Origin of the sequence: Bradyrhizobium sp. 6(2017) (assembly GCF_011058295.2) — a bacterium.
In the GTDB taxonomy this organism is placed as follows: domain Bacteria; phylum Pseudomonadota; class Alphaproteobacteria; order Rhizobiales; family Xanthobacteraceae; genus Bradyrhizobium; species Bradyrhizobium septentrionale.
On record NZ_CP049289.2, the window covers coordinates 6605730 to 6620966 of the forward strand.

Here is a 15237-nt window from a genome sequence, read left to right on the forward strand (position 1 = left end):
ACTCGCTACTCGACATTCGCCGATCACGTCACTGCCGCCGTCGCGGTCCGGGCGCTGCGGCCGGAGCCGGCGCAGGCTCGGGTGCGGCGTTGTTGCTGCCGCCGAAGATCACCCGGCTCGGGTTGCGGTCGAAATTGTTCACGGCGCGACTGATGTCGGAGAGCGTGCGGCGGCCGTCGGTAATCAAGGCAGTGGAGCGCTTGTCGAGATCCTCGGCCAGCTCGCGGATCGACTTCACCATCAGGTTCAGCTCGCTGCCGCTGTTGCCGCCGGCGATCGCATTGAGGCCCAGCATCAGGCTGTCGGCCTTGCCCATCACGCCGTCGACCTTGAGCATGACGTTGTCGATCTTCTCGGAATTGCGCGCCAGCGCTTGGGTGAAGACCTCGAGATTCTTCAGCGAATTCTTCACCGACTGCTGATTGTCGGCGACGATGCGGTTGACGTTTTGCAGCGTGGCGCGGATCGCCTCGGTGACGTCCTGCAGCGCATTGGGGTCGGCGGTCAGAACCGGGATGCCGTCCTCGTCGAGCGGCACCGGCGGGGCCGCCTCCTCACCGCCCTTCAGCGAGATTGCAGCGACGCCGGTGAGGCCCTGGAATTCGAGACCGACCAGGGTGTCCTTGCGAAGCGGCGCGTTGTTCTCGATCATCGCCAGCGCGACCACGCGTCGCGGGTTGTCGAGTTTCACCGAGACCACTTCCCCTATCCGGATACCATTGAAATTGACGTTGCCGCCATTGCGCAGGCCCGACGCCGGCCCCTCGAAGATCACCCGCAACGGGCTGCGCTGCTTGGTGGTGTGCAGGCTCTGGAACCACAGCACGAAGCCGAACGCGGCGGCAATTACCGCCAGCGTGAAAGCCCCGATCAAGACGTAGTTCGCCCGCGTTTCCATCAATCACTCCTGAGCTCTCGCGCAGTCAGCCTGCGCTCGAGCCCGTCGAATTCCCTGTTGGCGCATGATCTCGTCCGAAAACCGGTCTCCTCGCTTCGGGATCATGGGCTAGGCCACAACGGCACGAGCGCGCTTGCCGTTGAAATATTGCTGCAGCCATGGATGCTGCGATGCCTTCATGTCGGCGATCGATCCTGCAGCAATGATCTTACCGTTCCCTAGCACGGCGATACGGTCGCACGCGGTGTAAAGACTGTCGAGATCGTGGGTTACCATGAAAACGGTCAGCCCCAAAGTGCGCTGCAGGGTGCGCACCAGCTCGTCGAAATCGCCGGCGCCGATCGGATCGAGGCCCGACGTCGGCTCGTCGAGAAACACCAGTTCAGGATCGAGCGCGAGTGCGCGCGCCAGCGCGACGCGCTTGATCATGCCGCCGGACAACTCCGACGGATAGCGGTCGGCGACCTCGGGCTTCAGCCCGACCATCACCAGTTTTGCCACCATGATCTCGTCGAGCAGCCGCTGCGAGACGCGCAGATATTCGCGCGCCGGAAACTGAATGTTCTGGCGCACCGTAAGCGAGGAGAACAGCGCGCCCTGCTGGAACAAGATGCCCCAGCGCCGCTCGACCGCGCGGCGCTGCGCTGAGCTCGCAGCATCGAGATCGACGCCGAACACTTCGATGCGGCCGGAGACCTTCGGCACCAGGCCGATGATGGTGCGCGTCAGCACCGACTTGCCGGCGCCCGACGGCCCGACGAAGCCGAGAATCTCGCCGCGCTTGACGTCGAGATCGAGGCCGTCGAGCACCCGCGTCTTGCCGAATTGAACGGTAATGTCGCGGACCCGGATGATGGCGTCGATGTCCTGCTCCGCCATGGTCACATCCCGATCGCAGCGAAGAAGATCGCGAACACGCCGTCCATCACGATCACGAAGAAGATCCCTTTCACCACCGAGGCGGTGGTGTGCTGACCGAGCGACTCCGCCGAGCCCTGCACCGCCAGCCCCTCGACGCAGGCGACGATGCCGATCACGGCCGCCATCACCGGCGCCTTGACCATGCCGACGACGAAATGGTCGATCGATATGGCATCACGAAGGCGGAGCAGGAAGGCTTCCGGATCGACGCCGCCATAGAGCCAGGCCACCAGGCCGCCTCCATAGAGCGCGGCCATCGCGCCGAGGAAGGCGAGGATCGGCAGCGCCAGCAACAGCGCCAGCATGCGCGGCAGGATCAGGACCTCGATCGGATCGAAGCCCATGGTGCGCAGCGCGTCGATCTCCTCGCGCATCTTCATCGAGCCGAGTTCGGCGGTATAGGCCGAGCCGGAGCGGCCCGCGACCATGATCGCGACCAGCAGCACACCGATCTCGCGCAGCACCAGCACGCCCAGCATGTCGACGACGAAAATGTCGGCGCCGAACCTGCGGAAATGGAAGATGCCCTGCTGCGAGATGATGCAGCCGATCAGGAAGGTGATCAGCACCACGATCGGCACCGCGCGCCAGCACACCTGCTCGAGATGATGCACGGTCGAGGTCAGGCGGAAGCTGCGCGGATGGATCAGCACATTGCCGGCTGCGGCAATCACCGCGCCGAGCATGTCGATGAGGCCGATGATGGTGCCGCCGACGCCGGCCACGGTGCGGCCGATCTGCTCGAGCATGCCTGATATCGACAGTCGGTCGCTCACGACCTTGGGCGCTGCGCCGACACGGCGGACCTCGTCGACCAGGCTGGAATAGTTGGCGGAGAGGCCCGCGATCTCGGCTTCCGCTGTGGCGTTGCTGAGGCTGCGGCGCAGCCGCTCGATCAGCCAGGCGCCGAACGTATCGAGGCTCGCGACCTGCGACACGTCGATGAAGATGTGCGGCCGGCTGCCGCGCAGCTTCTCGGCGTCGGAGACGATCCGCTCGAGCGCAGGGGCAAAGCGGGCGGTCCAGTTGCCCGCCGCGCACAACGCCAGTCCTTCGCCTTGGGCTATCCGCTCCAGTGTCGGGTCGCCGCTCACCTTTTGCCTACCCCTTGAAGCCGGCTGGCCGCCGCTCACGCTGATCTCCGGCGACTTACCGGATCGGCTTGTCGAATCTGCCACTAACCAGCCATAGTTGGTTGCGCGTCGCAAGCTACGGTTCAGGAAATAGTAGACTTTAAAATGACTTCCACCCCACCCGGAGCGATTTCCCTGACCGCGTGGATCGAGCGCTGGCCGATCGCTAGCAGCTTCACGATCAGCCGCGGCGCCAAGACTGAGGCCGTCGTGGTGGTGGCCGAGGTCAGCCAGGGCGGCCTCATTGGCCGCGGCGAATGCGTGCCCTACCCGCGCTATGGCGAAACACCCGAGGCGACGCTGCAGGCGATCCAGGCGATGCAGGAACCGCTCGCCGGCGGTATGGACCGGATTGCCTTGCAGGCCCGGATGCCCGCCGGAGCCGCCCGCAATGCGCTGGACTGCGCGCTGGCTGACCTCGAGGCCAGGCTCAGCGGTCAGCGTATCTGGAACCTGCTCGGACGGCCGGCGCCGGAGCCCCGCACCACCGCCTATACGATCTCGCTCGGAACGGCGGAGGCGATGGCCGAGGCCACCGCGAAGGCCGCACACCGTGCGCTGCTCAAGATCAAGCTCGGCGGCGATGGCGACGGCGCACGGATCGCCGCCGTGCGCAAGGCGGCGCCGGCATCCGATCTGATCGTCGACGCCAATGAAGCCTGGACCGAGCACAACCTTGCCGCCAATCTCGCGGCCTGTGCCGATGCCGGCGTCACGCTGATCGAGCAGCCGTTGCCGGCGGGTAAGGATGAGGCGCTGGCGCGGATCAAGCGCCCGGTTTTGATCTGCGCCGACGAGAGCGTGCATGACCGCGCCTCGCTTGCGGGCCTGCGCGGCCGCTATGACGCCGTCAACATCAAGCTCGACAAGACCGGCGGGCTGACCGAAGCGCTGGCGATGGCGGATGCCGCAAGCGCGCTCGGCTTCGAGATCATGATCGGCTGCATGGTCGCGACCTCGCTTGCGATGGCGCCGGCGATGCTGATCGCGCAAGGCGCGCGCTTCGTCGATCTCGACGGCCCGCTGCTGCTCGCGCGCGACCGCGACAACGGCCTGCGCTACGAGGGCAGCCTGGTCTATCCGCCCGACGCCGCGCTCTGGGGCTAGAGCATGATCCGGAAAAGTGTGTAGCGGTTTTCCGAAAAGATCATGCTCAAATCAAAGAGCTAGAGCGGGATGACGATTCGAAGAAGAGTCATCCCGCTCTAGTGGATTAGTCGTTTTCGCGACAGCCACATCACCAGCCCGCCCGCTGCCGCCATCGCAGCCATCATGTCGTAGACGCCGAGCCCGATGCGCGCATAGACCAACCCGCTGACGATCGCCGTCGTGCTCGCGACAATGCCGGCGCACGCGGTGAGATAACCCTGCGCGCGCGCCATCACGTGAGGCGGCACGTGATGCACCATCAGGCCCATGATGCCGACCTGGGTCAGTCCGAAGCTCAGCCCGTGTCCGAGTTGCACTACGGCCAGCACCGCAAGCGGCGGGTCCTGCGCGGTGATCGCCCAGCGCGCCATGGCGCTGGCGGCCGCGATCATCACCAGCACCGCCGACGGCAGCGTGAAGCGCGGCGACAGCGCAAACAGCACGATCTCGGCGATGACGCCGAGCACCCAGAGACAGGCGATGGTCAGGCCGCTGAAACCGGCCTGCTGCCAGGCGATCGATGCGAAGATGTAATAGGCGCCGTGGCTGCCCTGGATCAGCGCCGAGGACACGATGATGGCGAGGAAGGTCGGATTGCGCAGCAGTTTTGGCGCGCCGGCCGCGGGCGCGGCGGCGGCCGCGGGGCGGCCGAGCGGCCGCAAGGTCAGGCCGACCAGCGCGCCGAGCACGGTCACGGCCGTGATGATCCAGATCAGATCGACCTCCGCGACGTAGCGGAGCAAGAACCCGCTGACCAGCGCGCAGACCGCGAAGGCCGCCGACCCCCAGAGCCGCAGCGGCCCGTAGCTGAGACCGAATTGCCTGACGCCGCGCAGCGCATAGGCGTCGGTCAGCGGCACCATCGGCGTCCAGACGCAGCAGGTCAGCGCATAGACCGCGAGCAGCACGAACGGCTGATGCTGGGTGCCGATCACCGCAAAGCCGCACACCGTGGCGAAGCCGGTGGCGATGATCGCGCCGCGCAGCATCTGGCGCCGTTCCGCCACTGCTGTGACTAGCGGCAGCACGGTGAAGCGCGTCACCGGCGGCACCGCCGTGATGATGCCTATCCAGGTGGCGTCGATGCCGATCACCTTCAGCCACACCGTGAAAAACGGCAGGTGAACCCCGGTCATGCCGAACAGCGTGGCATAGAATGCCGCAAGGCTGACAGCGAATCGCCGCGATGCAAGCTTTGCTGCAATGGGGATTTGTGATTCGGAAGACATCAATTCAATTGCGATTCGCGCGATATCGTGATGATCGTTAGCGTAACGCGCAGTGATTTGCGCGAAGAGATTGTGATGGCCGAAGAAGCATTCGCCCTGTCGCCGATATCCGCCCGCGCGGCCCTGCCGAGCGAGGAGGACTATGCCGCGATCAGCGCGGCCTTCATGGAGACCTCGCGGGGCCGCTGGTTCCTCGGCGAATATGCCAAGCGCAACCGCAACGCCGACACAAGCATGGTGCTCGATGCCGTGGCGCGGATCGAGGAAAGCCTCAGCGCGCAGCGGCAGGCGGCCGCGGACGCCATCCGGGACGAGCAGCTGGCAGAGGCGCTGACCGCCCTGCGCGGCGCGATCGAGGCCGCGCAGGCATCCGCCATCACGGCGCTCGACGGGGTCAGCTTCGAGCAAAACCTCGCGCCGGTGCGCAAGGGCGTGCGGGTGATCAGGGAAATCTCGTGGCGGCTGCGCGAGATCGGCAATGACGGCCGGATCTGCGACATCATCGATTCGCAGGCCAGCGCGATCGAGACCGGGGCCGCCCAGGTCTCGATGGACGACGCCAAGGCCGTGCTGGACGCCGCCTTCGCGGCGCTGGCCCGCCGGCTCAGCGAGTTCGACCCGGACAAGGCGGCCACGCCGGCGGCCGAACCTGATGTGGCCGAGGCGCCGATTGCGGAACCGCCTGCAGCCGCGCCCTCGCCGCCACCGGTGGCCGAGAGCGCCGCCGCCGATGCCGTGGCCGCCACATCGCCAGCGCCGCCTCAGGGGGCCGCTGCAACGCCGCCCGCCGAGGCTGCGATGGCCGTCACGCCGCAGCCGAGCGAAGCCTGGATCACGGCCGAGACCGCGCTGGCCGAAGCCGAAGCCGCAGAGCTCGCCCGCCTCGCCAACGAGGCGGCCGCCGACGCCCAGGACGAAGCGATGCTCGATCTCATTGCGATGGAAATGGGCGCGCCCGACCCGATCGACGAAGAGACGATCGCCGAGGAAATGCGCGCCGCCGAGGAGATGCGCGTCGCCGAGGCGATGGCTGCCGAGCCCGAAATGGCTGAACCCGAAATGGCTGCACCATTGGCTCAGGCCGAGTTCGCGGCGGCGCCGGCGCCCGAGCCAAAGGTCGAGGTCAGGGTCGAGCCGCCACCAATGGCCGCAGCGCCGGTTGCCGAAGCCCCGGTCGTGGCACCGCCTCTCCCGCCCGCCGTTGAGGCTGTCGCCGAACCCGCAAAAGAGATATCGCTTGGCTCGACCATCATCGCCAGCGGTCTCCTGAAAAGGCCAAGCGTCGCGGCCAACGATCCGCTCGCGCCGATCCGCCGCATGAGCCAGGCCGAGAGGATCGCGTTCTTCTCATAGGCGCGGCGTATTCGCACCTCGTGCGCGAGCATTTTTCTCACATTGGTCACCCGCGCAGCGTGACCCAACTCACGGACCGCCGATGGCCATGGGTAGTGGTCACGGCTTCAGGTGTTGATTCGGGGCGCGGTCCACTTCGCAAATCGCGGAATTGGACCGCCGCTAACGATATAGACGCCCGCTGAGATCAGGCCGATCGCCCCCCAGTCAAACGGTCCGGGCCATTCGCCGAGGACAGGAATTCCCAATAGCGCCGTCATGGCCGGGCAGAGCGCCGCGAAGGCGGCGCCGCTCGAGGCGCCGAGGATGCTGACGGCTCGTCCATAAAGAAGCAGGGAGATGATCGCGGTGAACACGCCCTGCACCACAGCCTGCAGCGCCACGTCGCCCCACGGTGCTGCCGCGAGTGTTGTTCCAGGCAACAGCGTGAAGACGGGCAGATACAGGATCATGGAGCCGACGGCGGATATGGCCGCGGCATGCAATCCATCCAGACGAGCCTTTCGCAGAGCGACCGTGTAGCAGGCCCACACCAGTGCGGCGCAGAGAAACAGCCCGTGGCCGACATTCTGCAGCGATCCCAACTCACCGCCGGAGCCCCACGCGATGACGAGCACACCCGGAAGGATGAGGGCGAAGCCGATCTTCTTCCCCGTGGTGAACACCTCGTTCAGGAGCGCCGCCGCAAGCAGCGCGACCATCAACGGCATCACACCCGGAAACAGTGCGCCCGCATGCGCTGCCGGAGCGAACAGAAGTCCGGAGTTGGCGAAAAAGACCGGCCCCGCGCCGCCAAGCACAATGGCCGCCAGTCCGAGCCAGCCGAGACGATCGAATGCCAGTCCGTGTTTGACCAGGTAGGGCAACAGCAGCATGCCGGCGACGCCGAAGCGCAACGCCGCGATATCCCAGGGTGTGAGGCTGGTCCGAAGGCCCAGGCGCGCCACGACGATCCAGCCCGACCAAATGCTGACGGCCGCGAGACCGCAAAGCGCACCCTGAAGGTATTGCCTGGCGTCGCGTTCGCTCGACATTGTCTGTGGTCACCTTGGACGCCGCAATGGTACATAACCCTTATAACCTGTATTATGGGTTATGATGGTATCGCAGGCAAGGTCGGGGATGACGGGACCAACCAACCCATTCGACTGGAGCGGAGGTCATCCCGCTTTGGACCTCGTCAACACGCTGGACGAGCGGCCCTCCGACGCACCGATCGAGACTCTGACCGCCTACGGCGCTTTGGTGAGTTTCACTGAGCTGGCCGGGCTTATCCAGCCTTCCGCCGCCAAGCGGTTGCGATCGCTCGGTGGGCCCGCTTGCACGCGCGTCGTGCGGCGCGCTCGCGAATTGAGGGAACACCTGTACACAATCGTTGGCGCAATCCACGATGGGCTGTCCGTTCCGCAGAGCCATCTGGACGCGATTGCCGTGGAAGTCCGCCGGGCGCACGCCGCCAGAGCGTTCACCGCAACCGGAGCATCAAGCGCCATCATATCCGGCTGGAGGTTGCCCACCTCCCCGGAGATACCCGTGCATGCGTGCGCCCTGGCGATCGAGGATCTGCTTCTATCCGCAGACCACGGCCGCATCCACAAGTGTGGCGCGGCCGACTGTGAAGTCTACTTCATCGATACCAGCAAGGCGCACCGGCGGCAGTGGTGCAGCATGAAGAACTGTGGCAACCGCGAGAAGCAGAGGCGCTGGCGCTCGGCGGCAGAATAGATTTCTGCGGAGCGACACGGGAGAGAGCGATAAACCGTCCTCCCCCGCTCCTTCCAAGCCACGCTGGTCTCAGGCGACGAGCTTCGCGAACAGCTCGGCGTCGACATTGCCGCCCGAGAGCACGATGACGACGTTCTTGTCTTTGACGTCGATCCGCCCGGCCAGCAGCGCAGCAAGTCCAACCGCGCCGCCGGGCTCGACCACGAGCTTCAGCTCGCGATAGGCAAAGGCAACGGCGGCGCCAACCTCGTCGTCGGAGACGCTGACGCCATTTGCGAGCAGCTTGCTGTTGATGGCGAAGGTCAGTTCACCCGGCATCATCGCCATCAGCGCATCGCAGATGGTGCGCGCCGCAGCCGGATGCGCCTCGCGGTGCCCGACCTTGAGCGACAGCGCGTGATCATCGTAACCGGCGGGTTCGGCGACGATCACCTGGGACTGCGGGAATTTCGCCTTCACCGCGGTGGCGACGCCGGCGATCAAGCCGCCGCCGGAGGCCGGTGCGACCACGATGTCGGGCACGAGCCCGAGCGCGACCATGTCCTCGGCGATCTCGCGGCCGGCGGTGCCCTGGCCCGCGATCACGAAGGGATCATCATAGGGGCGCACCAAGGTCGCGCCGCGCTTGCTGGCGATGCCGTTGGCGATCGCTTCGCGGTCGTCGCGATCGCGGTCGTAAAGCACGACCTCGGCGCCATAGGATTTGGTCCGCTCGCGCTTGGTGAGCGGCGAGTCCGCAGGCATCACGATGGTCGCCTGCATGTTGAGGATCTTGGCCGCCGCGGCGACACCCTGGGCATGGTTGCCCGAGGAGAACGCGACGACGCCGCCGCTGCGCCTGTCCTGCGGAATCGAGGCGAGCTTGTTGAAGGCGCCGCGGAACTTGAACGATCCGGTCCGCTGCAGCATTTCGGGCTTGAGGAAAATCTGGCTGCCAACGCGGTCGTTGAGAACGGGGAAGGTCAGGAGCGGCGTGCGCACCGCGAACGGCGCGACCACCCTGGCAGCGGCATCGATGTCCGCGGCAGCGACGGGTGGATTGAGAGTGGTGTCCGTCATCCACGATTTGTATCGCGGCGGCAGGCTGGCGGGCAAGACGCTTAAGCGTGAGTTGGCTAGCGTAAGGTGGGATGGGGGGCCGGCAGGGCGGCGAAATGGTGCTCTTCGGCGCCGAATTCGAGCGCTTCCCCCTCGCCGTCGGGTGCCGCGGGGCGGACGTTCATGCAGCGGTCGATGAACACCCGGGCCGACGCCTGCCAGGTGTGGAGCGCGGCGAAATCGACGCAGGCCTGGCGCGAGATGCCGAGCGCCTCCAGGCAGGCGTGGTGCAGATCGTCGTCGAGCACACCGACCGGCGCCGCGCCGATCACGTCGCGGGGACCGGTGACTGGAAAAGCGGCAACCGGGAGGCCGCTCGCCAGCGCCTCGAGCAGCACCAGGCCGAACGTGTCGGTCCGGCTCGGGAACACGAACACATCGGCGGCGGCATAGATTTCCGCCAGTTCCTCGCCGTGGCGGGCGCCGAGGAAGACGGTTTCAGGGTATTTTCGCTCCAGCGTCGCCCGCGCCGGGCCGTCGCCGACCACGATCTTGGTACCGGGCAGATCGAGATCGAGGAACGCCTCAAGATTCTTCTCCACCGCCACCCGGCCGACGCTGAGATAGACCGGCTGCGGCAGGCAGAGATCGACGTCACGCGGATGGAACAGCGCGGTATCGACGCCGCGCGACCACAGCACCACGTTGCGGAAGCCGCGTTGGCGCAACTCTGCCGCCAGCTCAGGGGTCGCCGCCATCACCGCGCGGCTCGGCCTGTGGAACCAGCGCAGCACACGCCACACCCAGGCTTCGGGGACAGGCGTCCGTGCCGAGACGTATTCCGGGAAGCGGGTGTGGAAGCTCGTCGTGAACGGCAAGCCGCGCTTCCGGCAATAGCGGCGAACCGCAAGCCCGATCGGGCCTTCGGTCGCGATATGGATGCTGTCGGGCCTTGCCGCCTCGATCAGGCTGGCGACCTTGGCCTGGTACGGCAGCGCCAGCCTCAGATCGCGATAGCTCGGCATCGCGAAGGTACGGAACTCGTCCGGCGTCAGGAAACTCACCTCGACGCCGAGCGATTTCGCCGCCTGCGCCATCATGGTCAGCGTGCGGACAACCCCGTTGACCTGGGGATGCCACGCATCGGTCGCGACCAGGATATGCGTCATGCAGCGCGTGCCGTCACTCGCGGAACCGGCGCGATCCGGCGCACCGGATCGGTCCAGGTGATGATCTCGAAGCTGCCGTCTTCGTGCTCGGCGAGCGCGGTGCAACTCTCCACCCAGTCGCCGCAATTCATGTAGCGGATGCCGTGCTCGTCATGAATCGTCGCGTAGTGGATGTGGCCGCAGATCACGCCGTCGCAGCCGTGGCGCCGTGCCTCGCCCGCAAGCGTCGCCTCGAACGCGCCGATATAGTTCACCGCCTTCTTGACCTTCAGCTTGGCCCATTGCGACAGCGACCAATACGGCACGCCGAACATCTTGCGGAAGAAGTTGACGAAGCGATTCATTTGGATCGCGAAGTCGTAGGCCTTGTCGCCGAGATGGGCGAGCCAGCGCGCGTTCTGCACCACGAGATCGAAGATGTCGCCGTGGATCACGAGGTAGCGCTTGCCGTCGGCGCCGGTGTGAACGGTGTTCTCCACCACATCGATGCCGCCGAAATGCGTGCCGTAATATTTGCGCAGGAACTCGTCGTGGTTGCCCGGGACGTAGATCACCTTGGCGCCCTTGCGCGCCTTGCGCAGCATCTTCTGCACGAAATCGTTGTGGGTCTGCGGCCAGTACCAGTTCGACTTCAGCGCCCAGCCGTCGACGATATCACCAACGAGGTAGATCGTGTCGGCATCGTGAGAGCGGAGGAAGTCCAGCAGGCGGTCGGCTTGCGAACCGCGGGCTCCGAGATGGACATCGGAGATAAACAAAGTGCGAAAGTGCCGCTCGGGACTTTCTTCACTCAAGGAGTCACTTCCCATGCCTGTGCACCTAACAGATTCCTGTGACAAGGCGATGACGACCCCCGTGACCCAAGGCCTCACTAACAGTTAACGAGAATCAGCCGCACGCCCCTTCCCTGCGGATAACAGCGGCGTGCGACAATCTGGCGACATGGACGGTCGCGGCTGCGCGGAACAGGCGGTGTGTTGCCCGCATATCGCGGCGAAACAAGGCGCGCAGAGGACTGCGTAGCCCGGATGGAGCGAAGCGCAATCCGGGTCCTGCATCCGCGGATAATCCGCTCCGGGATTTCGCTTCGCTCCATCCGGGCTACAAGATTGATCCGCGCTACGCCGGCTCAGTAATATTTGTGGAAGTGATGCACCGGCCCGTGGCCGTGTCCGACGGCGAAGCGATCGGCGGCGGCGATCGCGTCCGTGATCCAGGCCTTGGCGTTGCGCACCGCGGCCTCCATCGCTTCGCCCTTCGCAAGCCCCGCTGCGATCGCCGACGACAGCGAGCAGCCGGTGCCATGGGTGTTTGATGTGGCGATGCGCGGCGCCGCCAGCGCGATGCTGCGCTCGCCGTCGATCAGATAGTCGATGCTCTCGGCGCCGTGCCCGTGACCGCCCTTGACCAGCACCGCGCGGCATCCCATCGCCAGCAATTGCCTGCCCTGCCGCGCGACGTCGGCCTCGCTGGAGGCAACCGGCTGGTTCAGCAGCGCCGCCGCTTCCGGCAGATTCGGCGTGATCAGCGATGCCACCGGAAACAGCATGGTCTTCAGCGCATCGACGGCCTCGGCCGCGAGCAGCCGATCGCCCGAGGTTGCGACCATCACCGGATCGAGCACAATGTGGCGCGGTGCCCAGCGCTTCAGCCCTTCGGCAATCGCAGCGATTGTCTCGGCCTGCGCCACCATGCCGATCTTGACCGCGCCGACGTCGAGGTCGGAAAACACCGCATCGATCTGGGCCGTGACGAACGCCGCAGGCACCGGATGGATGCCGCTGACGCCCCTGGTGTTCTGCGCGGTCAGCGCCGTGATCGCGGAGGCCCCGAAAACCCCGAGCGCGGCAAAGCTCTTGAGGTCGGCCTGGATGCCCGCCCCGCCCGAGGAATCCGAGCCGGCAATGGTGAGCGCGACCGGCGTCATCTCGCAGCACCGGCGGTTGATACGAATGAGACCGTTACGATCAAGACCATGGCCTGTCCTAGCCCGGCCGCCCATCGGCAGCAAGTTCGCCTGACTTTACCGCGAGTTGGCCTTGAGTTGGCCTTGCCTTGGCGGCCCGTTTTGGGCCTATAGTCGCGAAAATCCCCCGGAGACGACTTTGATGGTTCCTTTCTTCGTCCAGATCAAATGCAAGCTCGGCCAGTCCTACACCGTCGCCAACGCGCTGGCGGAAGCCGAGATTGCCTCCGAGATCTACTCCACCGCGGGCAATTACGATCTGCTGGTCAAGTTCTACGTCGACCACGACACCGACATCGGCCATTTCATCAACGAGAAGGTTCAGGTGATCCCGGGCATCCAAGACACCCTCACCATCATCACCTTCAAGGCGTTCGGCGCGAAGTAGACTTCGACTCCACTTTCGTCATGGCCGGGCAGATTCGCGAAGCGGGTCTTCCCGCTAAATCTCCCGGGCATGACCAAGCCAGGTGAAAGCGCCTGACGACATGGATCACGCTCTGAGCAAACCTCTCAGGAATCCTTCGCGGGCTTCTTCACCGGTTTCGGCGGTCCCTCGACCGGCGGCAGCGACTTGATGTATTCGGCGATTGCGTCGCGATCGTTCGGCGAGAGCTGCGAGGTGTTGCGGATCACGCGCACCATCGATCCGCCGGCGCTATCGCCGTCCGGCGTCTGCCCGCTCTCGAGGAAATAGGCGACATCCTTCGCGCTCCAGTCCGAGAGCCCCCTCGGCGTGATGTTGGGCACCCAGCCCTCGCCCTCCGGATTCGGGCCGCCGGCGAAGCGTTGCGCGCTGATGATGCCGCCGAGGAAATTCCGCGGGCTGTGGCACTCGGCGCAATGGCCAAAGCTGTTGACCAGATAGGCGCCGCGATACCACTGCGCCGAACGGCTGGGGTCCGCGATGAACGGCTGGCCGTTCATGAACAGGAATTTCCAGACGCCGACATTGCGCCTGATGTTGAAGGGAAACGGCAAGTCGTGACCGCGCACCTTGCCGGCAACCGGCGGCAGGGTCTTCAGATAGGCAAACAGGTCACGCACGTCATTGAGCTTGGCGTATTGATAGGACGTGTAGGGAAACGCCGGGAAATAGTGCGTTCCCGACGGCGAGGTGCCTTTCATGACCGCGGTGACGAAATCGGCCTCGCTCCAGCGGCCGATGCCGTCGTTCGGATCGGGCGAGATGTTCGGCGCATAGAAGGTGCCGAACGGCGACGGTATCGCAAGGCCGCCACCGAGCCTGGTGCGGTCGTCCTGCTTCGGCACGGCGTGGCAGGAGGAACATCCCCCCGCATTGAACGTTGTGAGGCCGTTGGCCAGGTTGGGCTGGTAGGCGGGCAGCGCGCTTGCGGCAACGGTCGCGGGGATCGTCAGCCACCAGAACACGCCGAAGCCGATTAAGCCGGCCAGGACGGCCAGGAGAAGAATTCGTCGCAACATTCACCGATCCGTCATTGGTCGCTTCAGCGTCTCAACCAGTATGATGGCAACCCGTCGCACAAGCTCGCATCAAATTTGCCGCAGTCACGATCAATTTGGGAATAAATCCGAAAAGCCGCTGTTTGAAGACTGCAACCATCGTGTGACGTCAAAGGGGAGAGAACCATGTCCAACAAGACCTTGCTTGCCGCACTCACGCTCGGCGCTGCCATCGCCCTCGCCGGCCCGGCCTTTGCCGAAAAGCTGACAGCGAAGCTGGACGGCAAGGCGGAAGTGCCGGCAACCACCACTGCCGGCACCGGCACCGCCGATATCGACTACGACGCCGCGAGCAAGAAGCTCAGCTGGAAGCTGACCTATTCCGGTCTCTCGGGCCCCGCCACTGCCGCGCACTTCCACGGCCCCGCCGAGGCCGGCAAGAATGCCGGCGTCGCGGTCGCGATCCCGAACGCGACGTCGAGCCCGGTCGAAGGCAGCGCAACACTGACCGACGCGCAGGCCGCCGATCTCCTCGCCGGCAAGTACTATGTCAACGTCCACACCGCGGCCAACCCGGGCGGCGAGATCCGCGGCCAGGTCACCAAGTAGTCTCTGACGAAGTAACACCAACAAGAAACGGCCGGCACAAAAAAGGGCGGACGCCTCAAAGCGTCCGCCCTTTTGATTGACCGAACGACGATCAGCCCTTCTTGAGGCGATAGGTCTCGTGGCAGCCGCCGCACTGCTTGAACAGCGCCGGCATTTCCGCCTTCAGCGTGTCGAGATCCTTGACCTTGCCTTTGGTGTCGGCGACGACCTTGGTGAAGCTCGCAATGTGGGATTCGAATCCGGCCTTGTCTTCCCAGATCTTCGGCGAGGCGGAGTAGTCGCCCTCCGGCTTGAGACCCTTGGTGCTCTCAGGGAACAGCGTCGGAAGCTTCTTGGCGGTGTCTTCGAACCTCGCCAGCGCGGCATCGACGGTTGCCTGGTCGTAGGGCTTCTCGCCCTTGATCATCGCCGCGATCGCGCCGGCGTTTTTGCCGGTTTCCTTCATCTGGGCCTGGGTCTTGTTGACCTGGTCCTGCTGGGCCACGACCGCACCCGCACTTAACGCAAGCACCGCAGCAACGACGACAATCCGCTTCATCGGCAAAACCCCTCAATCCTGCTCTGTCCCGGTCCGCGGTGTGCGGCCGGCCTGGTTTGCAAACACCGCAGGCGGAATCCTCAT

The 15237-nt window shown here is 65.4% G+C and carries 16 protein-coding genes; 5 read left to right on the forward strand and 11 right to left on the reverse strand.

Features of this window, described 5'->3' with window-relative positions; all coding sequences use genetic code 11:
- Positions 1–28 precede the first annotated feature (28 nt).
- From G6P99_RS31300 to G6P99_RS31310, 3 genes are all read right to left on the reverse strand, one after another.
- Positions 29–898, reverse strand: coding sequence for an MlaD family protein (locus G6P99_RS31300; RefSeq protein ID WP_029085341.1), 870 nt, complete (start codon positions 896–898; stop codon positions 29–31).
- Positions 899–1006: 108 nt separating this feature from the next.
- On the reverse strand, positions 1007–1777 hold the full coding sequence (locus tag G6P99_RS31305; RefSeq protein WP_029085340.1) for an ABC transporter ATP-binding protein: 771 nt from the start codon (positions 1775–1777) through the stop codon (positions 1007–1009).
- Between the two features lie 2 nt (positions 1778–1779).
- Positions 1780–2913: an MlaE family ABC transporter permease gene (locus G6P99_RS31310; RefSeq protein ID WP_029085339.1), complete on the reverse strand. Its 1134-nt coding sequence runs from the start codon at positions 2911–2913 to the stop codon at positions 1780–1782.
- 144 nt (positions 2914–3057) lie between these two features.
- Here G6P99_RS31310 and dgcA point away from each other — a divergent pair, with 144 nt between their 5' ends.
- Positions 3058–4059, forward strand: a complete 1002-nt coding sequence (gene dgcA, locus G6P99_RS31315; protein WP_029085338.1) for an N-acetyl-D-Glu racemase DgcA — start codon at positions 3058–3060, stop codon at positions 4057–4059.
- Between the two features lie 98 nt (positions 4060–4157).
- Here the strand turns inward: dgcA and G6P99_RS31320 are convergent, their stop codons facing one another.
- Positions 4158–5330: an MFS transporter gene (locus tag G6P99_RS31320; RefSeq protein WP_029085337.1), complete on the reverse strand. Its 1173-nt coding sequence runs from the start codon at positions 5328–5330 to the stop codon at positions 4158–4160.
- Positions 5331–5405: 75 nt separating this feature from the next.
- Here G6P99_RS31320 and G6P99_RS31325 point away from each other — a divergent pair, with 75 nt between their 5' ends.
- Complete coding sequence (locus G6P99_RS31325; RefSeq protein WP_029085336.1) at positions 5406–6683, forward strand: hypothetical protein; 1278 nt, start codon at positions 5406–5408, stop codon at positions 6681–6683.
- A 107-nt stretch (positions 6684–6790) separates the two neighbouring features.
- Here the strand turns inward: G6P99_RS31325 and G6P99_RS31330 are convergent, their stop codons facing one another.
- Entirely contained in the window at positions 6791–7717 is a 927-nt protein-coding gene (locus G6P99_RS31330) for a DMT family transporter (protein ID WP_035978642.1), read from the reverse strand.
- A gap of 136 nt (positions 7718–7853) precedes the next feature.
- Here G6P99_RS31330 and G6P99_RS31335 point away from each other — a divergent pair, with 136 nt between their 5' ends.
- Positions 7854–8408, forward strand: coding sequence for a CGNR zinc finger domain-containing protein (locus tag G6P99_RS31335; RefSeq protein ID WP_029085335.1), 555 nt, complete (start codon positions 7854–7856; stop codon positions 8406–8408).
- A 69-nt stretch (positions 8409–8477) separates the two neighbouring features.
- On the opposite strand, the gene G6P99_RS31340 is transcribed toward G6P99_RS31335, so the two are convergent.
- From G6P99_RS31340 to thiD, 4 genes are all read right to left on the reverse strand, one after another.
- On the reverse strand, positions 8478–9467 hold the full coding sequence (locus G6P99_RS31340) for a threonine/serine dehydratase (protein WP_029085334.1): 990 nt from the start codon (positions 9465–9467) through the stop codon (positions 8478–8480).
- A 56-nt stretch (positions 9468–9523) separates the two neighbouring features.
- Entirely contained in the window at positions 9524–10615 is a 1092-nt protein-coding gene (locus G6P99_RS31345; RefSeq protein ID WP_029085333.1) for a glycosyltransferase family 4 protein, read from the reverse strand.
- Entirely contained in the window at positions 10612–11424 is an 813-nt protein-coding gene (locus G6P99_RS31350; RefSeq protein WP_029085332.1) for a UDP-2,3-diacylglucosamine diphosphatase, read from the reverse strand. Before G6P99_RS31350 ends, G6P99_RS31345 begins: the two co-directional genes overlap by 4 nt.
- A gap of 320 nt (positions 11425–11744) precedes the next feature.
- A complete protein-coding gene (gene thiD, locus G6P99_RS31355) occupies positions 11745–12542 on the reverse strand; it encodes a bifunctional hydroxymethylpyrimidine kinase/phosphomethylpyrimidine kinase (RefSeq protein ID WP_029085331.1) in 798 nt (265 codons plus the stop codon).
- Positions 12543–12723: 181 nt separating this feature from the next.
- Here thiD and G6P99_RS31360 point away from each other — a divergent pair, with 181 nt between their 5' ends.
- Positions 12724–12969: an Lrp/AsnC ligand binding domain-containing protein gene (locus tag G6P99_RS31360; protein WP_016845986.1), complete on the forward strand. Its 246-nt coding sequence runs from the start codon at positions 12724–12726 to the stop codon at positions 12967–12969.
- 125 nt (positions 12970–13094) lie between these two features.
- Here G6P99_RS31360 and G6P99_RS31365 read toward each other — a convergent pair whose 3' ends face one another.
- Positions 13095–14027 (reverse strand): c-type cytochrome, encoded by a 933-nt coding sequence (locus G6P99_RS31365; RefSeq protein ID WP_029085330.1) that lies wholly within the window; start codon positions 14025–14027, stop codon positions 13095–13097.
- Between the two features lie 165 nt (positions 14028–14192).
- Here G6P99_RS31365 and G6P99_RS31370 point away from each other — a divergent pair, with 165 nt between their 5' ends.
- Entirely contained in the window at positions 14193–14615 is a 423-nt protein-coding gene (locus G6P99_RS31370; protein ID WP_029085329.1) for a CHRD domain-containing protein, read from the forward strand.
- A 91-nt stretch (positions 14616–14706) separates the two neighbouring features.
- On the opposite strand, the gene G6P99_RS31375 is transcribed toward G6P99_RS31370, so the two are convergent.
- Entirely contained in the window at positions 14707–15153 is a 447-nt protein-coding gene (locus G6P99_RS31375; protein ID WP_029085328.1) for a c-type cytochrome, read from the reverse strand.
- Between the last annotated feature and the right edge of the window lie 84 nt (positions 15154–15237).